We start from the raw sequence: 20,019 nt of genomic DNA on the forward strand, positions 1-20,019 counted from the left end.
CGCGTGGCGGCTCACGCGCGGGTGCCGACCGTGGCCTCCGCCGACGGGCCCGGCAGGTCGACCGTCGTGGCGGACCGTTCGCGCAGCGCCAGCGGCACGCGCAGGACCGCGATCCACACCAGGGCCGAGCCGAGCATGTGCAGACCGACGAGGATCTCGGGGAGGTCGGTGAAGTACTGCACGTAACCGATGACGCCCTGGGCGAGCAGCACCAGGAACAGGTCCCGGGTGCGGTCCAGCGGGCCCTTCGGGGCGTCCACCGCCTTGAGGATGAACCACAGGGCGAACGTCAGCGTCACGACGATCCAGGCGAGGACGGCGTGCAGCTTGGCCACGGTCTCCCAGTCCAGCGGCATGCGGTCGACCTCGCTGGAGTCGCCGGCGTGCGGACCCGCACCGGTGACCACCGTGCCGACGGCGATCAGCAGCCCCGAGGCGAGGACCAGGAACCACACCAGCTGCTGCACGGGCCTGCCGACCAGCGCTCGGGGTTCCCCGTCGCCCTCCAGGGAGCGCTGCCACATCACCGCGGCGACCGCGATCAACGCCGAGGCCGCCAGGAAGTGCGCCGCGACCGTGTAGGGGTTGAGGCCGACGAGCACGACGATCCCGCCGAGCACGGCGTTGCTCATCACCAGCCAGAACTGCGCCCAGCCCAGCCGGGTCAGGCTCCGGCGGTGGGGCTTCTCGGAGCGGGCGGCGATGATCGCCCAGCCGACGGCCGCGCAGAGCACGTACGTCAGCATCCGGTTGCCGAACTCGATGGCGCCGTGGAAGCCCATCGCGCTGGTGGCGGTGAGCGAGTCGTCGGTGCACTTGGGCCAGGTCGGGCAGCCCAGGCCGGAGCCCGTGAGGCGGACCGCGCCGCCGGTGACCACGATGACCACCGACATCACGAGCGCGAACAGGGCCGCCCGCCGAACCGTCCGAGGAGCCGGGGTCCAGCGTGCGGCGATGAAGGAGAGGGGGTTGCGCACGGCGGCTACGGCGTCGGCACGGGTCACGTTCAGCACGCCTCCCATCGTAAGCGGGCCGCTTGTGCACGCTTTCACGAGGGTCCCCCGAGCCCCGTCCCCCCGTCGCCGTTACTCCCAGCGGAAGAACCGGCCGGCCGCGGCGAGTCCGACGACCGCCCAGACCGCGAGGATCCCCAGGTCGCCCCACGGCATGCCGGCGCCGTGCTGGAGCACGTCCCGCAGACCGTCGGAGAGGGACGTGATGGGCAGCAGGCCGAGGGCGTCCTGCGCTGCGGGCGGGAACTTGTCGAGCGGCACGATCACCCCGCCGCCCACGAGCAGCAGCAGGAAGACCAGGTTGGCCGCGGCCAGCGTGGCCTCCGCCTTCAGGGTGCCCGCCATCAGCAGACCGAGTCCGGAGAAGGCCGCCGTGCCGAGGACCAGGAGCAGCAGGACGGCCGCGGGGTTGCCGTGCGGGTCCCAGCCCAGGGCGAAGGCGATCGCCGTGAGCAGGATCACCTGAAGGACTTCCGTGACCAGGACCGACAGCGTCTTCGCCGTCATCAGGCCCCAGCGCGGCAGCGGCGAGGAGGCCAGGCGCTTCAGCACGCCGTACCGCCGTTCGAAGCCGGTCGCGATGGCCTGTCCCGTGAAGGCCGTCGACATCACGGCGAGCGCGAGGATGCCGGGGGTGAGGAAGTCCACCGCCTTGCCCGCGCCCGTGTCGACGATGTCCACGCCGCTGAACAGGACCAGCAGGAGGGTCGGGATCACGACGGTGAGCAGCAGCTGCTCGCCGTTGCGCAGCAGCATTCTGGTCTCCAGCGCCGCCTGGGCCCCGATCATGCGGGGGAGGGGGGCGGCCCCGGGGTTCGGCGTGTAGGTGCCGGTGGCGGTCACGAGCGCAGCTCCTTGCCGGTCAGCTCAAGAAAGACGTCCTCCAGGGTGTGCCGTTCCACCGAGATCCGCTCGGGCATCACCCCGTGCTGGGCGCACCACGAGGTGACCGTGGCGAGCAGCTGCGGGTCGACCTTGCCCATGACCCGGTAGGAGCCCGGGGTCAGCTCGGCGGCGGAGCTGTCGGCGGGCAGCGCCTTGAGCAGCGAGCCGACGTCGAGACCGGGACGGCCGGTGAAGCGCAGGGTGTTCTCGGCGCCGCCCCGGCACAGCGCCTCGGGGGAGCCCTGGGCGATGACCCCGCCCGCGTCGATGATCGCGACGTCGTCCGCGAGCTGCTCGGCCTCGTCCATGTAGTGGGTGGTCAGGATGACCGACACACCGTCGGCGCGCAGGTCGCGCACGAGATCCCAGGCGGCGCGGCGGGCCTGCGGGTCGAGGCCGGCCGTCGGCTCGTCCAGGAACACCAGCTCCGGGCGGCCCACGACGGCCATCGCGAGCGCGAGGCGCTGCTGCTGGCCGCCGGAGAGCCGGCGATAGGTCGTGCGGCCGCAGGAGCCGAGCCCGAGGCGCTCGACGAGGGCGTCGACGTCCAGCGGATGGGCGTGCAGCCCGGCCACGTGCCGGAGCATCTCGTCGGCCCGCGCTCCGGAGTACACGCCGCCCGACTGCAGCATCACGCCGATCCGGGGGCGCAGGTCGGTGGCCTGCCGGACCGGGTCGAGGCCGAGGACGCGGACCGTGCCCGAGTCCGGCCTGCGGTACCCCTCGCAGGTCTCGATCGTGGTCGTCTTGCCGGCGCCGTTGGGTCCGAGGACGGCGGTGACGCCCGCCCCGGCCGTCAGATCGAGGCCGTTCACCGCGGTCTTCGCCCCGTACCGCTTCACCAGGGCCTGGACCCGGACGACAGGCTCGCTTCGCATGACTCCAGAGTCTAGGTTCGCGGACCGGGGCTCGGACCGGGGGGTGGGGGAAACCGGCCGCTCACGAGGGGGAGACCCGGACGGCGTACTCAGAGCTCGTCCTCGCGGGGCCGGTGCAGCGGCAGCCATCGCTGTGCGTAGGCCACCGCGTCCGCGACCGGGAACAGCCGCGCCTCGGCCGCGCCGACCCTGCCGCGCACGACGGCGCGATCGCGTTCGAAGTCGTGGCCGAGTTCGTCGAAGCGGTAGGAGTCGATGGACACCTCGGTCACCTCCTCCCAGCCGTGCGGGCCGGGCCGTCCGACCCTGACCAGGGGAGCGGGAACCCGGTATTCGGCGAGGTGGAAGCTGGTGCAGGCGTCGTAGCCCGCGCCGAGCAGCAGCACCCGCGCGCCCCTCTCCTCCAGACGCGCCAGCGGGCTGTGCTCGCCCAGCCGGCAGTCCGGCGCGTGCCCCTCGACGACCTCGGCCGCCCGCGCCCCGAGCGCCGCGAAGGAGGTCTGCGGGTGGGCGCTGCGCCGGGCGCCCGGCCAGGTGCGGACCGTCTCCGGGATCACGCCCACGCCCCGGGCGGGGGTGAGGAGCGGGTCGTACCCGGGCATGGTCGCCCGGATCGTCTCCCACCACTGCTCGGGCACCGGGGAACTGCGCCACACGGCCGGATCGGACAGGTCCCCGGTCTGGGTGGGGACCACGAGCGTGCCGTGCGGGCCGAGCGCGTCCAGCAGCCCCCGTACGACCGCGACGGCGCCCCCGCACACCCAGCCGAGCGAGCGGAGGGAGGAGTGCACGAGAAGGATTTCTCCGGGTTCCACACCGAGTGCGCCGAGCTCCGCCGCGAGGCTGTCCCGGGTGACAAGTGGGCCGGTGGGAGGGGGTATGGGCATGGTCGGGCAGTCTTCCCCAACCGGGTCGCGCGAGCCAGTGGTCTGCGCGCCGCCCCTGCCCGCTCGGACCGGCCGGAGTCTGTTTCCCCAGGTCAGATTAGGTTCGCCTAAGTGACGCAGGGCACCGCCTCGCGGCGGGGGCGCCGCTTGCCTGCTTCTGAGGAATTACGCAACAATGGCGTTGTGAAAAACGTCGGCGAGGTTCGGGAGACCCCCACGGGGACCCCCCAGGAGGAGCTCGCGACCGGAGAGCGGTCCACCCGCAACCGGGTCGCGCGATCCATCCTGGACCACGGGCCGTCGACCGTCACCGAGCTGGCCGGGCGGCTGGGGCTGACCCCCGCCGCCGTGCGCCGCCACCTCGACGCCCTGGTCGCCGACGACATCGTGCAGGCCCGCGAGCAGCGCGTGTACGGCGCGCGCACGCGCGGGCGCCCCGCGAAGGTCTTCGCGCTCACCGACTGCGGCCGCGACGCCTTCGACCAGTCCTACGACAAGCTCGCCGCGGACGCCCTGCGCTTCATCCAGGAGCGGTTCGGCGGGGACGAGGCGGTCGTCGCCTTCGCCCGCGCCAGGATCGCCGAGCAGGCGGCCGCGTACCGCGAGGCGGTGGAGGCCGCCGCCCCCGAGGAGCGCACCGAAGCCCTGGCCAAGGCCTTGAGCGCGGACGGGTACGCTGCTACGGCGCGCAGCGCACCGGTCGGCGAGCAGCTGTGCCAGCACCACTGCCCCGTCGCTCATGTCGCGGAGAAGTTCCCGCAGCTCTGCGAGGCGGAGACCGAGTTCTTCTCCCAGCTGCTCGGAACGCACGTCCAGCGGCTGGCGACCATCGCGCACGGCGACGGCGTCTGCACGACGTTCATCCCCAGAGTTTCCACAGCCACCCATAACGCATCCGCAAGCACGGCCGGGAGGAACCCCGCATGACTCTCCCCACGGAGACTGCCCACCCCGAACTCGAGGGCCTGGGTAAGTACGAATACGGCTGGGCCGACTCCGACACTGCCGGCGCCTCTGCGAAGCGCGGCATCAACGAGGACGTCGTCCGGGACATCTCCGAGAAGAAGTCCGAGCCGGAGTGGATGACGAAGCTCCGCCTCAAGGGCCTGCGGCTCTTCGAGAAGAAGCCCATGCCGAACTGGGGCTCGGACCTGTCGGGGATCGACTTCGACAACATCAAGTACTTCGTGCGCTCCACCGAGAAGCAGGCGGAGTCCTGGGAGGACCTCCCTGAGGACATCAAGAACACGTACGACAAGCTCGGCATCCCCGAGGCGGAGAAGCAGCGCCTCGTGGCCGGTGTCGCGGCCCAGTACGAGTCCGAGGTCGTCTACCACCAGATCCGTGAGGACCTGGAGGAGCAGGGCGTCATCTTCCTCGACACCGACACCGCGCTGAAGCAGCACCCGGAGCTCTTCAAGGAGTACTTCGGCACGGTCATCCCGGTCGGCGACAACAAGTTCGCGTCGCTGAACACCGCGGTGTGGTCCGGCGGCTCCTTCATCTACGTGCCGAAGGGCGTGCACGTCGAGATCCCGCTCCAGGCCTACTTCCGCATCAACACGGAGAACATGGGCCAGTTCGAGCGGACCCTGATCATCGTCGACGAGGGCGCCTACGTGCACTACGTCGAGGGCTGCACGGCGCCGATCTACAAGTCGGACTCGCTGCACAGCGCCGTGGTCGAGATCATCGTCAAGAAGAACGCCCGCTGCCGCTACACGACCATCCAGAACTGGTCGAACAACGTCTACAACCTGGTCACCAAGCGCGCCGTGGCGTACGAGGGCGCGACCATGGAGTGGATCGACGGCAACATCGGCTCCAAGGTGACGATGAAGTACCCGGCCGTCTACCTGATGGGCGAGCACGCCAAGGGCGAGACCCTGTCCATCGCCTTCGCGGGCGAGGGCCAGCACCAGGACGCCGGCTCCAAGATGGTCCACATGGCGCCGAACACCTCCTCCAACATCGTCTCCAAGTCGGTGGCGCGCGGAGGCGGCCGTACGTCCTACCGCGGTCTGGTCGAGATCGGCGAGGGCGCGCACGGCTCGAAGTCCAACGTGCTGTGCGACGCGCTGCTCGTCGACACCATCTCCCGCTCCGACACGTACCCCTATGTGGACGTCCGCGAGGACGACGTGTCCATGGGCCACGAGGCCACCGTCTCCAAGGTCAGCGACGATCAGCTCTTCTACCTGATGAGCCGTGGCATGACCGAGTTCGAGGCGATGGCGATGATCGTGCGCGGCTTCGTCGAGCCCATCGCGAAGGAGCTGCCCATGGAGTACGCCCTGGAACTCAACCGGCTGATCGAGCTGCAGATGGAAGGCGCGGTCGGCTGAGACCCGCCCCCCGAGCAGTCGCCAGATTTCTTGACGTAGGAAGAGAGCAGACCGACAGCCATGGCTGAGGCTCAGAACATCCCGGTGGGGTCCACCACCGCCGGACAGATCGCGGTGGCCGCCGAGTCGACCGTCGCCACGCGCATGAGCGCGCCCCCGTCCTTCGACGTCGCGGACTTCCCGGTCCCGCACGGCCGCGAGGAGGAGTGGCGGTTCACGCCGCTGGAGCGCCTGCGCGGCCTGCACGACGGCACCGCCGTCGCGACCGGCGGGGGCGTCAAGGTCGCCGTCGAGGCGCCCGAGGGCGTCGTCGTCGAACTCGTCGACCGCGACGACGCGCGCCTCGGCAGGGCGGGCACCCCGGTGGACCGGGTCGCCGCCCAGGCGTACTCCGCGTTCGAAAAGGCCGGCGTGGTCACCGTCCCCAAGGAGACGGTGCTCACCGAGCCGATCCGCATCACGGTGCACGGCGAGGGCGGGGTCTCCTACGGCCACCAGGTCATCGAGCTGGGCGCCTTCGCCGAGGCCGTCGTCGTCATCGACCACACCGGTGACGCCGTGCTCGCCGCCAACGTCGACTACGTCCTCGGGGACGGCGCGAAGCTGACCGTCGTCTCCGTCCAGGACTGGGACGACAAGGCCGTGCACGTGGCCCAGCACAACGCCCTCGTCGGCCGGGACGCGAGCTTCAAGTCGGTCGTGGTGACCTTCGGCGGCGACCTCGTCCGACTGCACCCGCGCGTCGCGTACGCCGGCCCCGGCGCCGAGGCCGAGCTCTTCGGTCTGTACTTCACGGACGCCGGTCAGCACCAGGAGCACCGTCTGCTGGTCGACCACAACGTCCCGCACTGCAAGTCCAACGTCGTCTACAAGGGCGCTCTGCAGGGCGAGGCCGCCCACGCCGTCTGGATCGGCGACGTGCTCATCGAGGCCAAGGCCGAGGGCACGGACACCTACGAGATGAACCGCAACCTCGTCCTCACCGACGGCGCGCGGGTCGACTCGGTGCCGAACCTGGAGATCGAGACCGGCGAGATCGTCGGCGCCGGCCACGCCTCGGCCACCGGCCGCTTCGACGACGAGCAGCTCTTCTACCTGATGGCCCGCGGCATCCCGGCCGACGAGGCCCGTCGCCTGGTGGTCCGCGGCTTCTTCGCCGAGCTGGTCCAGCAGATCGGCGTCGACGACATCGAGGAGCGCCTCCTCGCCCGGATCGAGACCGAGCTGAAGGCCACCGTCTGATGGCCGACGACCGCGCTCGATTCGTTCGGGCCTGCGCGCTGAGCGAGCTGGACGAGGACACCCCCAAGCGGGTGGAGCTCGACGGCACGCCGGTCTCGCTCGTCCGGACGGTGGGCGAGGTGTTCGCCATCCACGACATCTGCTCGCACGCCAACGTCTCGCTCTCGGAGGGCGAGGTGGAGGACTGCCAGATCGAGTGCTGGCTGCACGGTTCCTCGTTCGACCTGCGCACCGGCAAGCCGTCCGGCCTTCCCGCGACGCGCCCCGTCCCCGTATACCCCGTAAAGATCGAAGGGGACGACGTGCTCGTCTCCCTTTCCCAGGAGTCCTGAGGCACCCATGGCAACGCTTGAAATCCGAGACCTGCACGTCACCGTCGAGGCCGACAACGCCACGAAGGAGATCCTCAAGGGCGTCGACCTCACCGTGAAGCAGGGCGAGACGCACGCCATCATGGGCCCCAACGGCTCCGGCAAGTCGACGCTCGCCTACTCGCTCGCGGGTCACCCGAAGTACACGGTCACCGGCGGCACCGTCACCCTCGACGGCGAGGACGTCCTGGAGATGTCCGTCGACGAGCGCGCCCGCGCCGGCCTGTTCCTCGCGATGCAGTACCCGGTCGAGGTCCCCGGCGTCTCCGTGTCGAACTTCCTGCGCACCTCCGCCACCGCCGTCCGCGGCGAGGCCCCCAAGCTGCGCACCTGGGTGAAGGAGGTCAAGGAGGCCATGGAGCGCCTCAACATGGACACCTCCTTCGCCGAGCGCAACGTCAACGAGGGCTTCTCCGGCGGCGAGAAGAAGCGCCACGAGATCCTCCAGCTGGAGCTGCTCCGGCCGAAGGTCGCGATCCTCGACGAGACCGACTCCGGCCTGGACGTCGACGCCCTGCGCATCGTCTCCGAGGGCGTCAACCGCGTGCGCGAGACCGGCGAGGTCGGCACCCTGCTGATCACGCACTACACGCGCATCCTGCGCTACATCAAGCCCGACTTCGTCCACGTCTTCTCGGGTGGCCGCATCGTCGAGTCCGGCGGCGCCGAGCTCGCCGACAAGCTGGAGAACGAGGGCTACGAGGTTTACACGAAGGGTGGCGTATCCGCGTGACGCAGCTGCCGGGCCTCCTCGACGTCGAGGCGATCCGCAAGGACTTCCCCATCCTGGACCGTCAGGTCCACGACGGTCAGAAGCTCGTGTACCTGGACAACGCGGCGACGTCGCAGAAGCCGCGCCAGGTGCTGGACGCCCTCAACGAGTACTACGAGCGCTACAACGCCAACGTCCACCGCGGTGTGCATGTGCTCGCCGAGGAGGCCACGGCGCTGTACGAGGGCGCGCGCGACAAGGTCGCCGCGTTCGTCAACGCGCCCAGCCGCAACGAGGTGATCTTCACCAAGAACGCCTCGGAGTCGCTCAACCTCGTGGCGAACATGCTGGGCTGGGCCGACGAGCCCTACCGCGTGGACTCCGAGACCGAGATCGTCATCACGGAGATGGAGCACCACTCCAACATCGTGCCGTGGCAGCTGCTGGCGCAGCGCACGGGCGCGAAGCTGAAGTGGTTCGGCCTCACCGACGACGGCCGGCTCGACCTGTCGAACATCGACGAGGTCATCACGGAGAAGACGAAGATCGTCTCCTTCGTGCTGGTGTCGAACATCCTCGGCACCGTGAACCCGGTCGAGGCGATAGTGCGCCGTGCGCAGGAGGTCGGGGCGCTCGTGTGCATCGACGCCTCGCAGGCCGCACCGCACATGCCGCTGGACGTACAGGCCCTGCAGGCCGACTTCGTGGCCTTCACCGGCCACAAGATGTGCGGCCCGACCGGCATCGGCGTCCTGTGGGGCCGCCAGGAACTGCTCGAGGACCTGCCGCCGTTCCTCGGCGGCGGCGAGATGATCGAGACCGTGTCGATGCACTCCTCGACCTACGCTCCGGCCCCGCACAAGTTCGAGGCGGGCACCCCGCCGATCGCCCAGGCCGTGGGCCTCGGCGCGGCGATCGACTACCTGTCCTCGATCGGCATGGACAAGATCCTCGCCCACGAGCACGCGCTCACCGAGTACGCGGTGAAGAAGCTCGGCGACGTCCCCGACCTGCGCATCATCGGCCCCACCACGGCCGAGGACCGGGGCGCGGCGATCTCCTTCACGCTCGGCGACATCCACCCGCACGACGTGGGCCAGGTGCTGGACGAGCAGGGCATCGCGGTCCGGGTGGGCCACCACTGCGCCCGCCCCGTCTGCCTGCGCTACGGAATTCCCGCGACCACGCGAGCGTCGTTCTATCTGTACTCCACGCCGGCCGAGATCGATGCTCTGGTCGACGGTCTGGAGCACGTACGGAACTTCTTCGGCTGAGGGGTTGGCGAGCGAGCGGATGAAGCTGGACTCGATGTACCAGGAAGTCATCCTGGACCACTACAAGCACCCGCACGGGCGTGGTCTGCGCGATGGCGACGCCGAGGTGCACCACGTCAATCCGACGTGCGGCGACGAGATCACCCTGCGGGTGAAGTACGACGGCACGAAGATCGAAGACGTCAGTTACGAGGGCCAGGGCTGTTCCATCAGCCAGGCCAGCGCCTCCGTCCTGAACGACCTGCTGGTCGGCAAGGACCTGGCGGACGCGCAGAAGATCCAGGAGACCTTCCTGGAGCTGATGCAGTCCAAGGGGAAGATCGAGCCCGACGACGCGATGGAGGAGGTGCTGGAGGACGCGGTCGCGTTCGCCGGCGTCTCCAAGTACCCGGCACGGGTCAAGTGCGCCCTCCTCAGCTGGATGGCGTGGAAGGACGCGACGGCCCAGGCCCTGGGCGGAGCCGACGCCGAAAGGAACACGGCATGAGCGAGACCCTTGAGATGAAGCCCGCCTCGGAGGAGGAAGTCCGCGAGGCGTTGTACGACGTCGTCGACCCCGAGCTGGGCATCGACGTGGTCAACCTCGGCCTGATCTACGGCATCCACATCGACGACGCGAACATCGCGACGATCGACATGACCCTGACGTCGGCGGCGTGTCCGCTCACGGACGTCATCGAGGACCAGGCGAAGTCCGCCACGGACGGTCTGGTCAACGAGCTGCGCATCAACTGGGTCTGGATGCCGCCGTGGGGCCCGGACAAGATCACGGACGACGGCCGCGAGCAGCTGCGCGCGCTCGGCTTCAACGTCTGACGGCCTGACAGGTGTGGCCCCCCGGCAGCTCTGCCGGGGGGCCACACCTGTGTGCGGGGCACCTTGTGTGCGGGGCGACCTGTGGGTGGTCCGCCGGCCTCAGCCGAGGCCGTCGACGACGCGGAACATGAAGTCCTCGCGGTTGGTCGTGTTGTAGCCGTACGGATCCAGGCGCAACTGGAAGTTCTTGTGCCGCAGCGCGTAGTTGGGGTAGTTCACCGACTGCAGCACCACCGCGCCCTGGTACCCCGAGTATGCGGGACAGAAGGTGGCGTCCTGCTGGAACAGGCTGGAGCCGTCGTTGCGTTCGGCGCGCAGCACGAAGTTGCGGTGGCGCAGGTAGGCGCCGTCGGCCGTTCTGAACGAGTAACAGGAGCCGTTGGCCAGGCCCTTGACCACCTCGAAGGTGGAGTCGGCGCGGGACTCCGAGCCGCGCGGCGCGTCGAGCTTCACCAGACCGTCGCTCACATGCCAGTACCGGTCGGGGTAGTTGACCGCCTGGACCGACTTCCAGTACGCGGCCGGCTGCGGGTCGGCCGGCTTCCCCGACGGCTTCGGGGCCGGGCCGGTCGACGCGCCCGGCGACGAACTGCCCTGCGGCCGGGGCGAGGACGAGGAGGACGGCGACGGCGACGGCGAGGCGGAAGGGGACCCGCTGCCGTGGCCCGTGGGCGTCGACGACGTGCTCGCTGAGGGTGTGGCGAAGGAGATCAGACCGCCGCCCTCCGTCTCGTCGTCCGCCAGTGTGCGTCCCTGTCGGGCGTCCGTCTTCTGGTCGGCCGGCCTGTCGTTCAGGGCGATGGTGGTCACGCAGGCCACGATGGTGGCCACGGCGAGACCGCCGGCCAACCACAGGCGTCGTGTTCCGGGGGCCCGGGAGCTGTCCGGGGCCCAGCCGTTCTCCCAGGGTTCTTCCTGGGACGGCCGGGACTTGTTTATTGGCATGCGCTGGTCCTCCAGCGGCGCCCATGGCGGCGGCCGCGGCTGCGATGGCCCGGTGTGTGAACGGTGAAACAGTAGTGGAACCGGTGGCTCGCGTTCATCCGTATGAGCGAGCGCTTTCCATAACGCTTTTGAATCCCCTCCCGTTGTGTACGGGTGTACGCATCGCTGTGTACGCTCGTACACATGGGATATCTGACGCTCGCCGGCGCCATCGCCGCCGAGGTGGCCGCGACCACGGTCATGAAATACAGCGACGGCTTCAGCAGGCTCTGGCCCTCGCTCCTGACGGCCGTCGGCTACGTCGTCTCCTTCTTCCTCCTGGCCCGGACCCTGAGGACCGTCGGCATCGGCACGGCGTACGCCATCTGGGCCGGGACCGGCACCGCCGCCATCGCCCTCATAGGACTGGCCCTGTTCGGGGAGTCCCTGACCCCCGCCAAGGTCGCCGGCATCCTGCTGATCGTCGCGGGCGTCGTCGTGCTGAACCTGGGAGGTGCCCACTGATGCCCCGCCGCCACGACCCCGAACGGCGCCAGCGGATCATCGACGCGGCGATCCGCGTCGTCGGGAACAAGGGCCTGGCCGGGTTGAGTCATCGCACGGTCGCCGCCGAGGCGGACGTGCCGCTCGGCTCGACCACGTACCACTTCGCCACGCTCGACGAGCTGATGACGGCCGCCCTGCGCCAGGCCAACGAGGGTTTCGCCAAGGTGGTCGCCGCGCGCGGCGGACTCACCGACACCGAGGCCGACCTGCCCGCCGAACTGGCCGGACTGCTCGGCGAGTGGCTCGCCGGCGACCGCACCGGGGTCGAGCTGGAGTACGAGCTCTACCTCGCGGCCCTGCGCCGCCCGGCGCTGCGTCCCGTCGCCGCCGAGTGGGCCGAGGACGTCGCCGCTCTGCTCGCCCGCCGCACGGACCCGCTCACCGCACGGGCCCTGGTGGCGCTGATGGACGGCATCTGCCTGCAGGTCCTGCTGACGGGCGCGCCCTACGACGAGGAGTACGCCCGGGACGCGCTGTCCCGTCTCATGCCCCGCCCCCGCCCGGACCCCGTCGCCCCACCCGCCCGGCGGCCGCGCGGAGGCTCCGGCCGTCGCTGAGTCACGCAAGACGGGGCGGCAGGGCTGGTCGGCGGGGTCGGCAGCGGGCCGGCGGCAGGGCCGGGCACCGCGGCGCCGGCGGCACGCCGGACACCGTCGAGGCGCTCCGAGGCGCTCCGAGGGGCTCCGAGGCGCCGTCCGGCCGTGAACTCCCGCTGACCCACCGGGCGTTGATCGGACGCGCGACGACCGGGGCGTACGCGACCCCCGACCGGACCGGGGAGCGGTACCGGGGCATGACGCACGGGGGCGTCCCGACCTGCGGGACCGCCACCTGAGACATCGCTGTGCGGGGTTGGCCTCTGCGGGCCCCCGCCGGTTAGGTTGCCCTCATGACCGACACGACTGCTCCTCGCACCACCGGCGCCGTGGCCGGCGGCCTCGCCACGATCGCCGCCGACGGCACCGTTCTCGACACCTGGTTCCCCGCGCCCGCCCTGGTCGCGGAGCCCGGCCCCTCCGGCACCGAGCGCCTGTCCGCCGAGCGCGCCGTCGAACTGCTGGGCGCGGGCGCGGCCCGCGCGATCGGCCCGGACGCCCGCCGTGGCGTCGAGGTCGTCGCGGTCCGCACGGTCATCGCCTCCCTGGACGACAAGCCCCTCGACGCGCACGACGTCTACCTGCGCCTCCACCTCCTCTCCCACCGTCTCGTCAAGCCGCACGGGCAGAGCCTGGACGGCATGTTTGGCCACCTCGCCAACGTCGCCTGGACCTCGCTCGGCCCGGTCGCCGTCGACGACGTCGAGCAGGTCCGGCTGAACGCCCGCGCCGAGGGCCTGCACCTCCAGGTCACCTCGATCGACAAGTTCCCCCGCATGACGGACTACGTCGCCCCCAAGGGCGTCCGCATCGCCGACGCCGACCGGGTCCGCCTCGGCGCGCACCTGGCCGAGGGCACGACGGTCATGCACGAGGGCTTCGTCAACTTCAACGCCGGCACGCTCGGCACCTCGATGGTCGAGGGCCGCATCTCCGCGGGCGTCGTCGTCGGCGACGGCTCGGACATCGGCGGCGGCGCGTCCACGATGGGCACGCTGTCCGGCGGCGGCAGCGTGATCATCTCCATCGGCGAGCGCTGCCTCGTGGGCGCCGAAGCGGGCGTCGGCATCGCCCTCGGCGACGAGTGCGTCGTCGAGGCCGGTCTGTACGTCACCGCGGGCACCCGGGTCACCATGCCCGACGGCCAGATCGTCAAGGCCCGCGAACTCTCCGGCGCCTCGAACATCCTGTTCCGCCGCAACTCGGTCACCGGCTCCGTCGAGGCCCGCCCGAACAACGCGGTCTGGGGCGGCCTGAACGAGATCCTGCACAGCCACAACTGACGCGAGCCGCCGGCCGTCCGGTCACGGGCTCGTCAGGATGACCAGTTGCCGGGTGGCTCGGGTCATCGCGACGTAGTGGTCGACCGCTCCCTGGACGCCCTCGCCGTACTTGTCCGGGTCGACGAGGACGACGAGGTCGAACTCGAGTCCCTTCGACAGCTCGGGGGTCAGTGAGCGGACGCGGGGCGTGGCGCGGAACGTGGGATCGCCGATCACGCAGGCGGTCCCTTCCGCGTGGTCGGCGAGCCACGCGTCGAGGACCGAGTGCAGCTGTGCGACGGATCCGTGCACGACGGGGGCGCCGCCGCTGCGGATCGAGGTCGGCACGTTGGCGTCCGGGAGCACGGCCCGGATCACCGGCTCGGCCTCGGTCATGATCTCTTGCGGCGTGCGGTAGTTGATGCTCAGGGACGCCTGGGCGATCCGGTCGAACCCGACCCGGCCCAGCCGTTCCCGCCACGACTCGGTGAAGCCGTGCCGGGCCTGGGCGCGGTCGCCGACGATGGTGAAGCTGCGCGAGGGACAGCGCAGCAGCAGCATCTGCCACTCCGCGTCGGTCAGTTCCTGCGCCTCGTCGACGACGATGTGCGCGAACGGGCCGGCCAGCAGATCGGGGTCGACGACCGGGAGCTCGGCGTTGTCGACCAGGCTGACCTTGGCGTCCTCGCCGCGCAGCATCGTCACCAGGCCCTCGCCGTCGTCGCCGTCGGCGCCGGAGTCGGCCACGGCGCGGATCAGGTTGTCCACGACGTGGTCCATGCGCTCGCGCTGGGCGGCGAGGACGGCCTTGTGCCGGCGGGTGCGCCTGGCCGCCTCCGGGTCGCCGACGCGCTGCCGCGCCGCGTCCAGGAACGGCAGGTCGGACACCGTCCAGGCCTGGGCCTGCGAGCGCTGCAGCCGCGTCACCTCGTCCGGCTTCAGCCAGGGGGCGCACATCCGCAGATAGGCGGGCACCGTCCACAGGTCTCCGACGAGGTCGGTCGCTTCGAGCAGCGGCCAGGCGCGGTTGAAGGCCGTCGCAAGCTCCCTGTTCTGCAGCAGTGACTTGCGCAGCAGCGCGGGCGGGGCGTCGCCCTCGTGCTTGTCCATCAGGATCGTGAGCAGCTCCTCCCAGACCTGTTCCCGCGCCTCGTTGTGCGGCGTGCCCGGGTCCGGCGCGTCGAACGCGACGGCCCAGTCGTCGGCGCTCAGCCGCACGTCGGACCAGTGGGTGGTGACGGTCATCCCCTCGGAGGGCGGCTCCTCGTAGAACGCCACGGCCTTCTCGATCGCCTCGACCAGATCCGCGGACGACTTCAGGCGGGCCGTCTCCGGGTCGGCTTCGGCCTGCGCCTCGGCGCCCTCGGGGACGAGGTCCCGCAGGGTGCACGTCTGCACCCCCTCCTCGCCGAGGCTGGGCAGCACGTCGGCGACATAGGCCAGATAGGGCCGGTGCGGGCCGACGAAGAGGACGCCTCCCCGGCGGTGGCCCAGACGGGGGTCGGAGTACAGGAGGTAGGCGGAACGGTGCAGCGCGACGACGGTCTTGCCCGTGCCCGGTCCTCCGTCGACCACCAGGGCTCCGCGGGAGCTCGCCCGGATGACGGCGTCCTGGTCGGCCTGGATGGTGCCGAGCACGTCCCGCATCCGGGCCGAGCGGTTGCCGCCCAGGCTGGCGATGAACGCGGACTGGTCGTCGAGCGCCGCATGCCCGGCGAACCCGTCGGCCGTGAACACCTCGTCCCAGTAGTCGCTGATCCGCCCACGGGTCCAGCGGTACCGGCGGCGGCTGGCGAGGCCCATCGGGTTGGCGTGGGTGGCTCCGAAGAACGGTTCGGCCGCGGGTGAGCGCCAGTCGAGCAGCAGCCGCCGCCCCGTGCTGTCGGTGAGTCCGAGCCGTCCGACGTACACGGGTTCGCCGTCGTCGGCCCCGACCATGTGCCCGAGGCACAGGTCCAGTCCGAAGCGGCGCAGTGCGCGCAGACGAGCGGTCAGCCGGTGGATCTCCGTGTCGCGGTCCATCGCCCCCCGGCCGAGTCCGCCGGGCGCCCTGCGCTCGGCGTCGAGGCGGTCGGACACCTCGGCGATCGCCTGCTCCAAAGACTCCGCGACGGCCGCGAAGTGCCGCTCGTCGCCGGCGATCAGCTTCGGGTCGGCCTTGTGGGACAGGCGCTCGGGAAGGTCGAAGGCCCCGGTGGTCAGGGGGGTCACGTCATCAGCTCCGATATGGGATCGCTTGCGACCGCGGTCGGTCCGTGCCGCCCGGGTACGCCTATTCTCGCGGTTCTCGTCGTTCACCTGCGGGGTGCCGGCCGGCAGGCGGGCGGCCGGTCCGTCCGCCGGCCGCCGTCCCGGGCCCAGATCGGAGATTCTGCGTCATACCGGGGGCCTTGCCGCAAGCCCCCCGGTGCGCTATACGTTGAAAGTGGCAAGGAGCGCGTGAGCTCCTTGCCTTTGTCGTTTCTCCACCGCCGACACCGCCGACACCACCCCGCCGGTCCTTGCCCGGTGTCCGGCCGCCGCCCGGTCAGGCCACCAGCCGGTCGTAGGCCGCGCGCAGTCCGCCGACCGTCTCCCGGTCGGCGGGCCGCAACGGCGCGCGGACCGGGCCGGACGGCAGACCCAGGTCGCCCAGGAGGGCCTTGGCGGTGACGGCTCCGGGCAGGCCCGACGCCATCATCGCCTCCACCAGCTCGGTGGCCTCCTGCTGCCACCGGGCGGCTCCGGCGGTGTCCCGGGCGTCGAAGGCGTCCAGGACGGCCCGCAGACGGTCCGGGACCACGTTCGCGACCGTGCTGACGTAACCCGCCGCGCCGACCGCGTACAGGGCGAGATTGTGCTCGTCGCAGCCCGCGTAGTAGGCCAGCCCGGTGCGCGCGAGCACCTTCTGGACGCCGAGCAGGTCGTAGGAGCAGTCCTTCACCGCGACGATCCGGGGGTGCTCGGCGAGCCGGAGCATCGTGTCCGGCTCGATCCGGGTGCCGGTGCGGCCGGGAATGTCGTACAGCATCACCGGCAGCCCGGACGCGTCCGCGACCTCCCGGAAGTGGGCCTCGACGGCGTCCTGCGGGGGCCTGCTGTAGTACGGGGTGACCACGAGCACCCCGTCCGCCCCCGCCTTCTCGGCGGCCCGCGCGAGTTCGACGGTGTGGCGGGTGTCGGAGGTSCCCMCCCCCGCCACGATCGAGACCCGGTCGCCGACCGCCTCCCGGACCGCCGCCACCAGCTCCGCCTTCTCCGCGTCCGACGTGGTCGGCGACTCGCCCGTGGTGCCCGAGAGGACCAGGCCGTCGCAGCCCGCGGACACCAGCCGGTCGGCCAGTCGCTGTGCGCCGTCGCGATCGAGCGCGCCGGAGCCGGTGAAGGGCGTGACCATCGCGCAGAGGGCTCGGCCGAAGACCGCAGCGCGAGCCGGGACGGGCGTCGGAGCGCCGGGTGAGGAGGCTGTCGTCATGGGGACCAGTCTCGACCGGCCGACCGTGAAGCTCTACTTAATTTTACTACGAGCTATATGTAAGAGTTGCTGCGAAGTCCTGTCTCGACCGCAGGCTGCCGCATCTTCTGCGACGCCTGGCTGCGACGCCTCACCGCGGCGCCTCCCCGGAGCGTCTCCCCGTCGCGCCTGTCCTGTGCTTCTCCCGTGCTTCCGGCCGCCCCCAGCGGCCTGCCCGCTCCATGGGTAGGGCGCACCGGCAGGGGTACCCGAATGTCTTCGGAAACCGAGAGGAGGCGGAGCACCGTGACCGGCACCACGGACGTCCGGCCCGTCCAGGACGGGCATCACACGGTCGGCGAACTCGTCGGCCAGGCCACCGAACAGCTCTCCCTACTCGTACGGCAGGAACTGGCCCTGGCCAAGGAGGAGTTCGCCGAGAAAGGGCGGCGCGCCGGCCGCGGCGGCGGTCTGCTCGGCGCCGCGGGCGCGTTCGGCTACGCCGGTCTCCTCGCCCTCGCCGGCACGGCCGCGGCCGCGCTCTCGCTGGTGCTGCCCGTCTGGGCGGCGGCGCTCGTGGTGACGGCGGTGCTGTTCGTGATCGCCGCCGTGCTGGGCGCGGCCGGTCGCGCGCAACTGCGCCGGGCGGCTCCGCCCACCCCCGAGCAGACCCTCGGCAGCGTCAAGGCCGACGTCGAGGAGATCAAGGAAAGGGCGCACCGATGACCGACAAGGGGACGGCCGACCTGCGTCGGCAGATCGAGCGGACCAGGCAGCAACTGGGCCAGACCGTAGAGGAGTTGGCGGCCAAGGCCGATGTGCGCGGACGCACCCGGGCCCGTGCCGCAGATCTCAGGGACCGTGCGGGCGCGATGAGCGTGCAGTTGCGCAGTTCGGCCGCCGAGGCGGGGCGCCATGTGCAGGAACGCGCGAACCGCGCCGGCCATGCCACGCAGGAGAGGGCGAGCCGAGCGGGCCACACCGTCCAGGAATCGGCCGTCCGTGCCGGGCACACCGCTCAGGAGCGGGCGGTACAGGCCCGCCACGAGCTGCGGGGGAAGGCCTCGGACGTGGGGCGCACCGCCGAGAGCCGAGCCCCTGCCGCGCTTCGCGCGCCCGTGGGGTTCGCGCGTCGGCACCCGTGGCCGCTGGTGGTCGCGGGCGCCGCGGCGGTCACCCTCGTGGTGGCCGGGATGAGGGCCAGGGCGACGGGCAGGGGCGCGTCCGGGGCTGAGCGCTGGAAGTGCTGACCGCCCCCGGCCGGGCAGGCGCCGGCGTCGACGCCCGGCGCACCCGGTAGGCGCGCAGGGAGGCCCGGCACCCGCGACCAGCGGGAGCCGGGCCTTTTCGCGCCCTCTCACCGAAAGCTAAGTTCGTCTGGACAAAAAAAGTTTTCGGTGAGAGCGTGGACGCATGCTGGATGTGACCGTGATCGAGGACCCCGAGGCCGCAGCCGTCTCCCTGGACCCCATACGGGCCCGGCTGCTCGCCGAGCTGGCGGCCGGTCCGGCCTCCGCCGCGATGCTGGCGGGAAAGGTCGGCCTGCCGCGGCAGAAGGTGAACTACCACCTCAAGGCGCTGGAGCGGCACGGCCTGGTCGAGCTGGCCGGCGAGCGCCGCAAGGGCAATGTCACCGAGCGGCTGATGCGCGCGACCGCCGCGTCGTACGTGATCTCGCCGCTCGCGCTCGCCTCCGTGCAGCCCGATCCGGACCGCTTCCGCGATCAGCTGTCCGCGCGCTGGCTGCTCGCGCTCGGGGCCCGGCTGGTCAGGGACGTCGGCTCGCTGATCACCGGCGCCGCCAAGGCCCGCAAGGGGCTGGCGACCTACGCGCTGGACGGCGAGGTCCGCTTCGCCTCGGCGGCCGAACGGGCCGCCTTCATCGAGGAGTTGACGGCCGGCATCGGCGCGCTGATCGGCAAGTACGACTCGCCCGGCGCGGAGGGCGGCCGCGATCACCGGATCGTCGTCGCCGTGCATCCGACGGTCAAGGACCAGCAGCCTTCCGAACTGAACCCATAGGACGCAGGAGCCCGCCATGTCCAAGGAATTCGAGATCGCCCGCGAGTTCGAGGTCGACGCCACCCCTGAGCAGGTCTGGGAGGCGATCACCACCGGAACTGGAGGGTATCTGTGGCCGATGGAACCGCCGGAGCCCCGGGTCGGCGGCGCGGGGCCCTTCGGGTCCGAGGTCGTCGCCTGGGATCCGCCGCACCGCTACACCAACCGGGTCCAGAACGTCGAGGGCATCTCCGAGCAGACCCTCAACCAGCTCGACCACACCGTGGAACCCCGTGACGGCGGACGACGGGCCTGGGTGCGCTACGTGCACAGCGGCATCTTCGTCGACGACTGGGACAACCAGTACGACGGCGCCTCCAAGCACACGGACTTCTATCTGCACACCCTGCGCGAGTACCTGGTCCACTTCGCGCCCCGGCCGGTCGCCTTCGCCACCTTCGACGGGCCGGAGGCGTCCAGGGCGCCCGACGCCCTCGCCGTCGTCGGCCGGGCGCTCGGAGTCGGTGAGGACGTGAGCGCCGGCGCCACGGTGACGGTCCGGGGGCCCGACGCGTTCGAGGCCGTCGTCGACTTCCGGGACCCCTACTTCATCGGGCTGCGCACGGACCGGGGCCTCACCCGCGTCTTCGGGCGCAACCACTGGGGCCACCCGGTGGGCATCTCCCTGCACGACTTCACGCCGGGCGCGGACGTCAAGGAGTGCGAAGCCGCCTGGCAGGGCTGGCTGAACGGCCTGTTCGACCAGCCCTGATCCAGGGGGAGACGACCGGTCCTGCTCCGGGCGGAGACGAC

General features: G+C 71.2%; 22 protein-coding genes. 15 read left to right on the forward strand and 7 right to left on the reverse strand.

What is annotated here, in order from left to right; translation table 11 throughout:
- Positions 1–11: 11 nt before the first annotated feature.
- From BG482_RS23650 to BG482_RS23665, 4 genes are all read right to left on the reverse strand, one after another.
- Positions 12–1,022, reverse strand: a complete 1,011-nt coding sequence (locus BG482_RS23650) for a heme A synthase (RefSeq protein ID WP_069771117.1) — start codon at positions 1,020–1,022, stop codon at positions 12–14.
- A gap of 63 nt (positions 1,023–1,085) precedes the next feature.
- Positions 1,086–1,802, reverse strand: coding sequence for an ABC transporter permease (locus BG482_RS23655; protein ID WP_256096463.1), 717 nt, complete (start codon positions 1,800–1,802; stop codon positions 1,086–1,088).
- A gap of 50 nt (positions 1,803–1,852) precedes the next feature.
- Positions 1,853–2,776: an ABC transporter ATP-binding protein gene (locus tag BG482_RS23660; protein WP_069771119.1), complete on the reverse strand. Its 924-nt coding sequence runs from the start codon at positions 2,774–2,776 to the stop codon at positions 1,853–1,855.
- 89 nt (positions 2,777–2,865) lie between these two features.
- On the reverse strand, positions 2,866–3,663 hold the full coding sequence (locus tag BG482_RS23665; RefSeq protein ID WP_069771120.1) for an aminoglycoside N(3)-acetyltransferase: 798 nt from the start codon (positions 3,661–3,663) through the stop codon (positions 2,866–2,868).
- Positions 3,664–3,846: 183 nt separating this feature from the next.
- On the opposite strand from BG482_RS23665, the gene BG482_RS23670 reads away from it, so the two are divergent.
- Genes BG482_RS23670 through BG482_RS23705 form a run of 8 tightly spaced genes read left to right on the forward strand, consistent with a single transcriptional unit; the run spans position 3,847 to position 10,423 of the window.
- On the forward strand, positions 3,847–4,590 hold the full coding sequence (locus BG482_RS23670) for a metalloregulator ArsR/SmtB family transcription factor (protein WP_069771121.1): 744 nt from the start codon (positions 3,847–3,849) through the stop codon (positions 4,588–4,590).
- Positions 4,587–6,008 (forward strand): Fe-S cluster assembly protein SufB, encoded by a 1,422-nt coding sequence (gene sufB, locus BG482_RS23675; protein ID WP_069771122.1) that lies wholly within the window; start codon positions 4,587–4,589, stop codon positions 6,006–6,008. The genes BG482_RS23670 and sufB overlap by 4 nt, the downstream gene beginning before the upstream one ends.
- A gap of 60 nt (positions 6,009–6,068) precedes the next feature.
- Positions 6,069–7,250 (forward strand): Fe-S cluster assembly protein SufD, encoded by a 1,182-nt coding sequence (gene sufD, locus BG482_RS23680; RefSeq protein WP_069771123.1) that lies wholly within the window; start codon positions 6,069–6,071, stop codon positions 7,248–7,250.
- On the forward strand, positions 7,250–7,582 hold the full coding sequence (locus BG482_RS23685; RefSeq protein ID WP_069771124.1) for a non-heme iron oxygenase ferredoxin subunit: 333 nt from the start codon (positions 7,250–7,252) through the stop codon (positions 7,580–7,582). Before sufD ends, BG482_RS23685 begins: the two co-directional genes overlap by 1 nt.
- Positions 7,583–7,589: 7 nt before the next feature.
- Positions 7,590–8,354, forward strand: coding sequence for a Fe-S cluster assembly ATPase SufC (sufC, locus tag BG482_RS23690; protein WP_069771125.1), 765 nt, complete (start codon positions 7,590–7,592; stop codon positions 8,352–8,354).
- Complete coding sequence (locus tag BG482_RS23695) at positions 8,351–9,607, forward strand: cysteine desulfurase (protein ID WP_069771126.1); 1,257 nt, start codon at positions 8,351–8,353, stop codon at positions 9,605–9,607. The genes sufC and BG482_RS23695 overlap by 4 nt, the downstream gene beginning before the upstream one ends.
- Positions 9,608–9,626: 19 nt before the next feature.
- Positions 9,627–10,094: a Fe-S cluster assembly sulfur transfer protein SufU gene (sufU, locus tag BG482_RS23700; RefSeq protein ID WP_069771127.1), complete on the forward strand. Its 468-nt coding sequence runs from the start codon at positions 9,627–9,629 to the stop codon at positions 10,092–10,094.
- Positions 10,091–10,423 carry a metal-sulfur cluster assembly factor gene (locus BG482_RS23705; RefSeq protein WP_020130530.1) on the forward strand — a complete coding sequence of 111 codons (333 nt, stop codon included), beginning with the start codon at positions 10,091–10,093 and terminating at the stop codon, positions 10,421–10,423. Before sufU ends, BG482_RS23705 begins: the two co-directional genes overlap by 4 nt.
- Positions 10,424–10,522: 99 nt before the next feature.
- Here BG482_RS23705 and BG482_RS23710 read toward each other — a convergent pair whose 3' ends face one another.
- Positions 10,523–11,368 carry an AbfB domain-containing protein gene (locus BG482_RS23710; protein WP_069771128.1) on the reverse strand — a complete coding sequence of 282 codons (846 nt, stop codon included), beginning with the start codon at positions 11,366–11,368 and terminating at the stop codon, positions 10,523–10,525.
- Positions 11,369–11,551: 183 nt separating this feature from the next.
- On the opposite strand from BG482_RS23710, the gene BG482_RS23715 reads away from it, so the two are divergent.
- The 3 genes from BG482_RS23715 (at position 11,552) to dapD (ending at position 13,793) form a co-directional block, all read left to right on the forward strand.
- On the forward strand, positions 11,552–11,872 hold the full coding sequence (locus BG482_RS23715) for a multidrug efflux SMR transporter (RefSeq protein WP_069771129.1): 321 nt from the start codon (positions 11,552–11,554) through the stop codon (positions 11,870–11,872).
- The gene (locus tag BG482_RS23720) at positions 11,872–12,471 is read left to right on the forward strand and encodes a TetR/AcrR family transcriptional regulator (protein ID WP_069771130.1); all 600 of its coding nucleotides are present in this window, start codon (positions 11,872–11,874) and stop codon (positions 12,469–12,471) included. The genes BG482_RS23715 and BG482_RS23720 overlap by 1 nt, the downstream gene beginning before the upstream one ends.
- A 332-nt stretch (positions 12,472–12,803) precedes the next feature.
- Positions 12,804–13,793 carry a 2,3,4,5-tetrahydropyridine-2,6-dicarboxylate N-succinyltransferase gene (gene dapD / locus BG482_RS23725; protein WP_069771131.1) on the forward strand — a complete coding sequence of 330 codons (990 nt, stop codon included), beginning with the start codon at positions 12,804–12,806 and terminating at the stop codon, positions 13,791–13,793.
- 21 nt (positions 13,794–13,814) lie between these two features.
- Here dapD and helR read toward each other — a convergent pair whose 3' ends face one another.
- The gene (gene helR / locus BG482_RS23730) at positions 13,815–15,983 is read right to left on the reverse strand and encodes an RNA polymerase recycling motor ATPase HelR (RefSeq protein WP_069771132.1); all 2,169 of its coding nucleotides are present in this window, start codon (positions 15,981–15,983) and stop codon (positions 13,815–13,817) included.
- Positions 15,984–16,299: 316 nt separating this feature from the next.
- Positions 16,300–17,226: a 4-hydroxy-tetrahydrodipicolinate synthase gene (gene dapA / locus BG482_RS23735; RefSeq protein ID WP_069771133.1), complete on the reverse strand. Its 927-nt coding sequence runs from the start codon at positions 17,224–17,226 to the stop codon at positions 16,300–16,302.
- 285 nt (positions 17,227–17,511) lie between these two features.
- Here dapA and BG482_RS23740 point away from each other — a divergent pair, with 285 nt between their 5' ends.
- From BG482_RS23740 to BG482_RS23755, 4 genes are all read left to right on the forward strand, one after another.
- On the forward strand, positions 17,512–17,931 hold the full coding sequence (locus BG482_RS23740) for a phage holin family protein (RefSeq protein ID WP_069771134.1): 420 nt from the start codon (positions 17,512–17,514) through the stop codon (positions 17,929–17,931).
- Positions 17,928–18,455: a DUF3618 domain-containing protein gene (locus tag BG482_RS23745; RefSeq protein ID WP_069771135.1), complete on the forward strand. Its 528-nt coding sequence runs from the start codon at positions 17,928–17,930 to the stop codon at positions 18,453–18,455. The genes BG482_RS23740 and BG482_RS23745 overlap by 4 nt, the downstream gene beginning before the upstream one ends.
- 163 nt (positions 18,456–18,618) lie before the next feature.
- On the forward strand, positions 18,619–19,227 hold the full coding sequence (locus tag BG482_RS23750) for a helix-turn-helix domain-containing protein (protein WP_069771136.1): 609 nt from the start codon (positions 18,619–18,621) through the stop codon (positions 19,225–19,227).
- Positions 19,228–19,243: 16 nt separating this feature from the next.
- Positions 19,244–19,978: an SRPBCC domain-containing protein gene (locus BG482_RS23755; protein ID WP_069771137.1), complete on the forward strand. Its 735-nt coding sequence runs from the start codon at positions 19,244–19,246 to the stop codon at positions 19,976–19,978.
- Positions 19,979–20,019 lie beyond the last annotated feature (41 nt).

The organism is Streptomyces sp. LUP30, assembly GCF_001746365.1.
Taxonomy (GTDB): domain Bacteria; phylum Actinomycetota; class Actinomycetes; order Streptomycetales; family Streptomycetaceae; genus Streptomyces.

Excerpts from the sequence above, each read along its gene's own strand:
- BG482_RS23705 (WP_020130530.1), top strand. The coding sequence starts at position 10,091 with ATGAGCGAGACCCTTGAGATGAAGCCCGCCTCGGAGGAGGAAGTCCGC.
- BG482_RS23715 (WP_069771129.1), top strand. The coding sequence starts at position 11,552 with ATGGGATATCTGACGCTCGCCGGCGCCATCGCCGCCGAGGTGGCCGCG.
- BG482_RS23710 (WP_069771128.1), bottom strand. The coding sequence starts at position 11,368 with ATGCCAATAAACAAGTCCCGGCCGTCCCAGGAAGAACCCTGGGAGAAC.
- BG482_RS23665 (WP_069771120.1), bottom strand. The coding sequence starts at position 3,663 with ATGCCCATACCCCCTCCCACCGGCCCACTTGTCACCCGGGACAGCCTC.
- BG482_RS23720 (WP_069771130.1), top strand. The coding sequence starts at position 11,872 with ATGCCCCGCCGCCACGACCCCGAACGGCGCCAGCGGATCATCGACGCG.
- BG482_RS23755 (WP_069771137.1), top strand. The coding sequence starts at position 19,244 with ATGTCCAAGGAATTCGAGATCGCCCGCGAGTTCGAGGTCGACGCCACC.
- sufU (WP_069771127.1), top strand. The coding sequence starts at position 9,627 with ATGAAGCTGGACTCGATGTACCAGGAAGTCATCCTGGACCACTACAAG.
- sufD (WP_069771123.1), top strand. The coding sequence starts at position 6,069 with ATGGCTGAGGCTCAGAACATCCCGGTGGGGTCCACCACCGCCGGACAG.
- BG482_RS23655 (WP_256096463.1), bottom strand. The coding sequence starts at position 1,802 with ATGATCGGGGCCCAGGCGGCGCTGGAGACCAGAATGCTGCTGCGCAAC.
- BG482_RS23660 (WP_069771119.1), bottom strand. The coding sequence starts at position 2,776 with ATGCGAAGCGAGCCTGTCGTCCGGGTCCAGGCCCTGGTGAAGCGGTAC.
- sufB (WP_069771122.1), top strand. The coding sequence starts at position 4,587 with ATGACTCTCCCCACGGAGACTGCCCACCCCGAACTCGAGGGCCTGGGT.
- BG482_RS23685 (WP_069771124.1), top strand. The coding sequence starts at position 7,250 with ATGGCCGACGACCGCGCTCGATTCGTTCGGGCCTGCGCGCTGAGCGAG.
- BG482_RS23745 (WP_069771135.1), top strand. The coding sequence starts at position 17,928 with ATGACCGACAAGGGGACGGCCGACCTGCGTCGGCAGATCGAGCGGACC.
- BG482_RS23650 (WP_069771117.1), bottom strand. The coding sequence starts at position 1,022 with ATGGGAGGCGTGCTGAACGTGACCCGTGCCGACGCCGTAGCCGCCGTG.
- BG482_RS23750 (WP_069771136.1), top strand. The coding sequence starts at position 18,619 with ATGCTGGATGTGACCGTGATCGAGGACCCCGAGGCCGCAGCCGTCTCC.
- dapD (WP_069771131.1), top strand. The coding sequence starts at position 12,804 with ATGACCGACACGACTGCTCCTCGCACCACCGGCGCCGTGGCCGGCGGC.
- sufC (WP_069771125.1), top strand. The coding sequence starts at position 7,590 with ATGGCAACGCTTGAAATCCGAGACCTGCACGTCACCGTCGAGGCCGAC.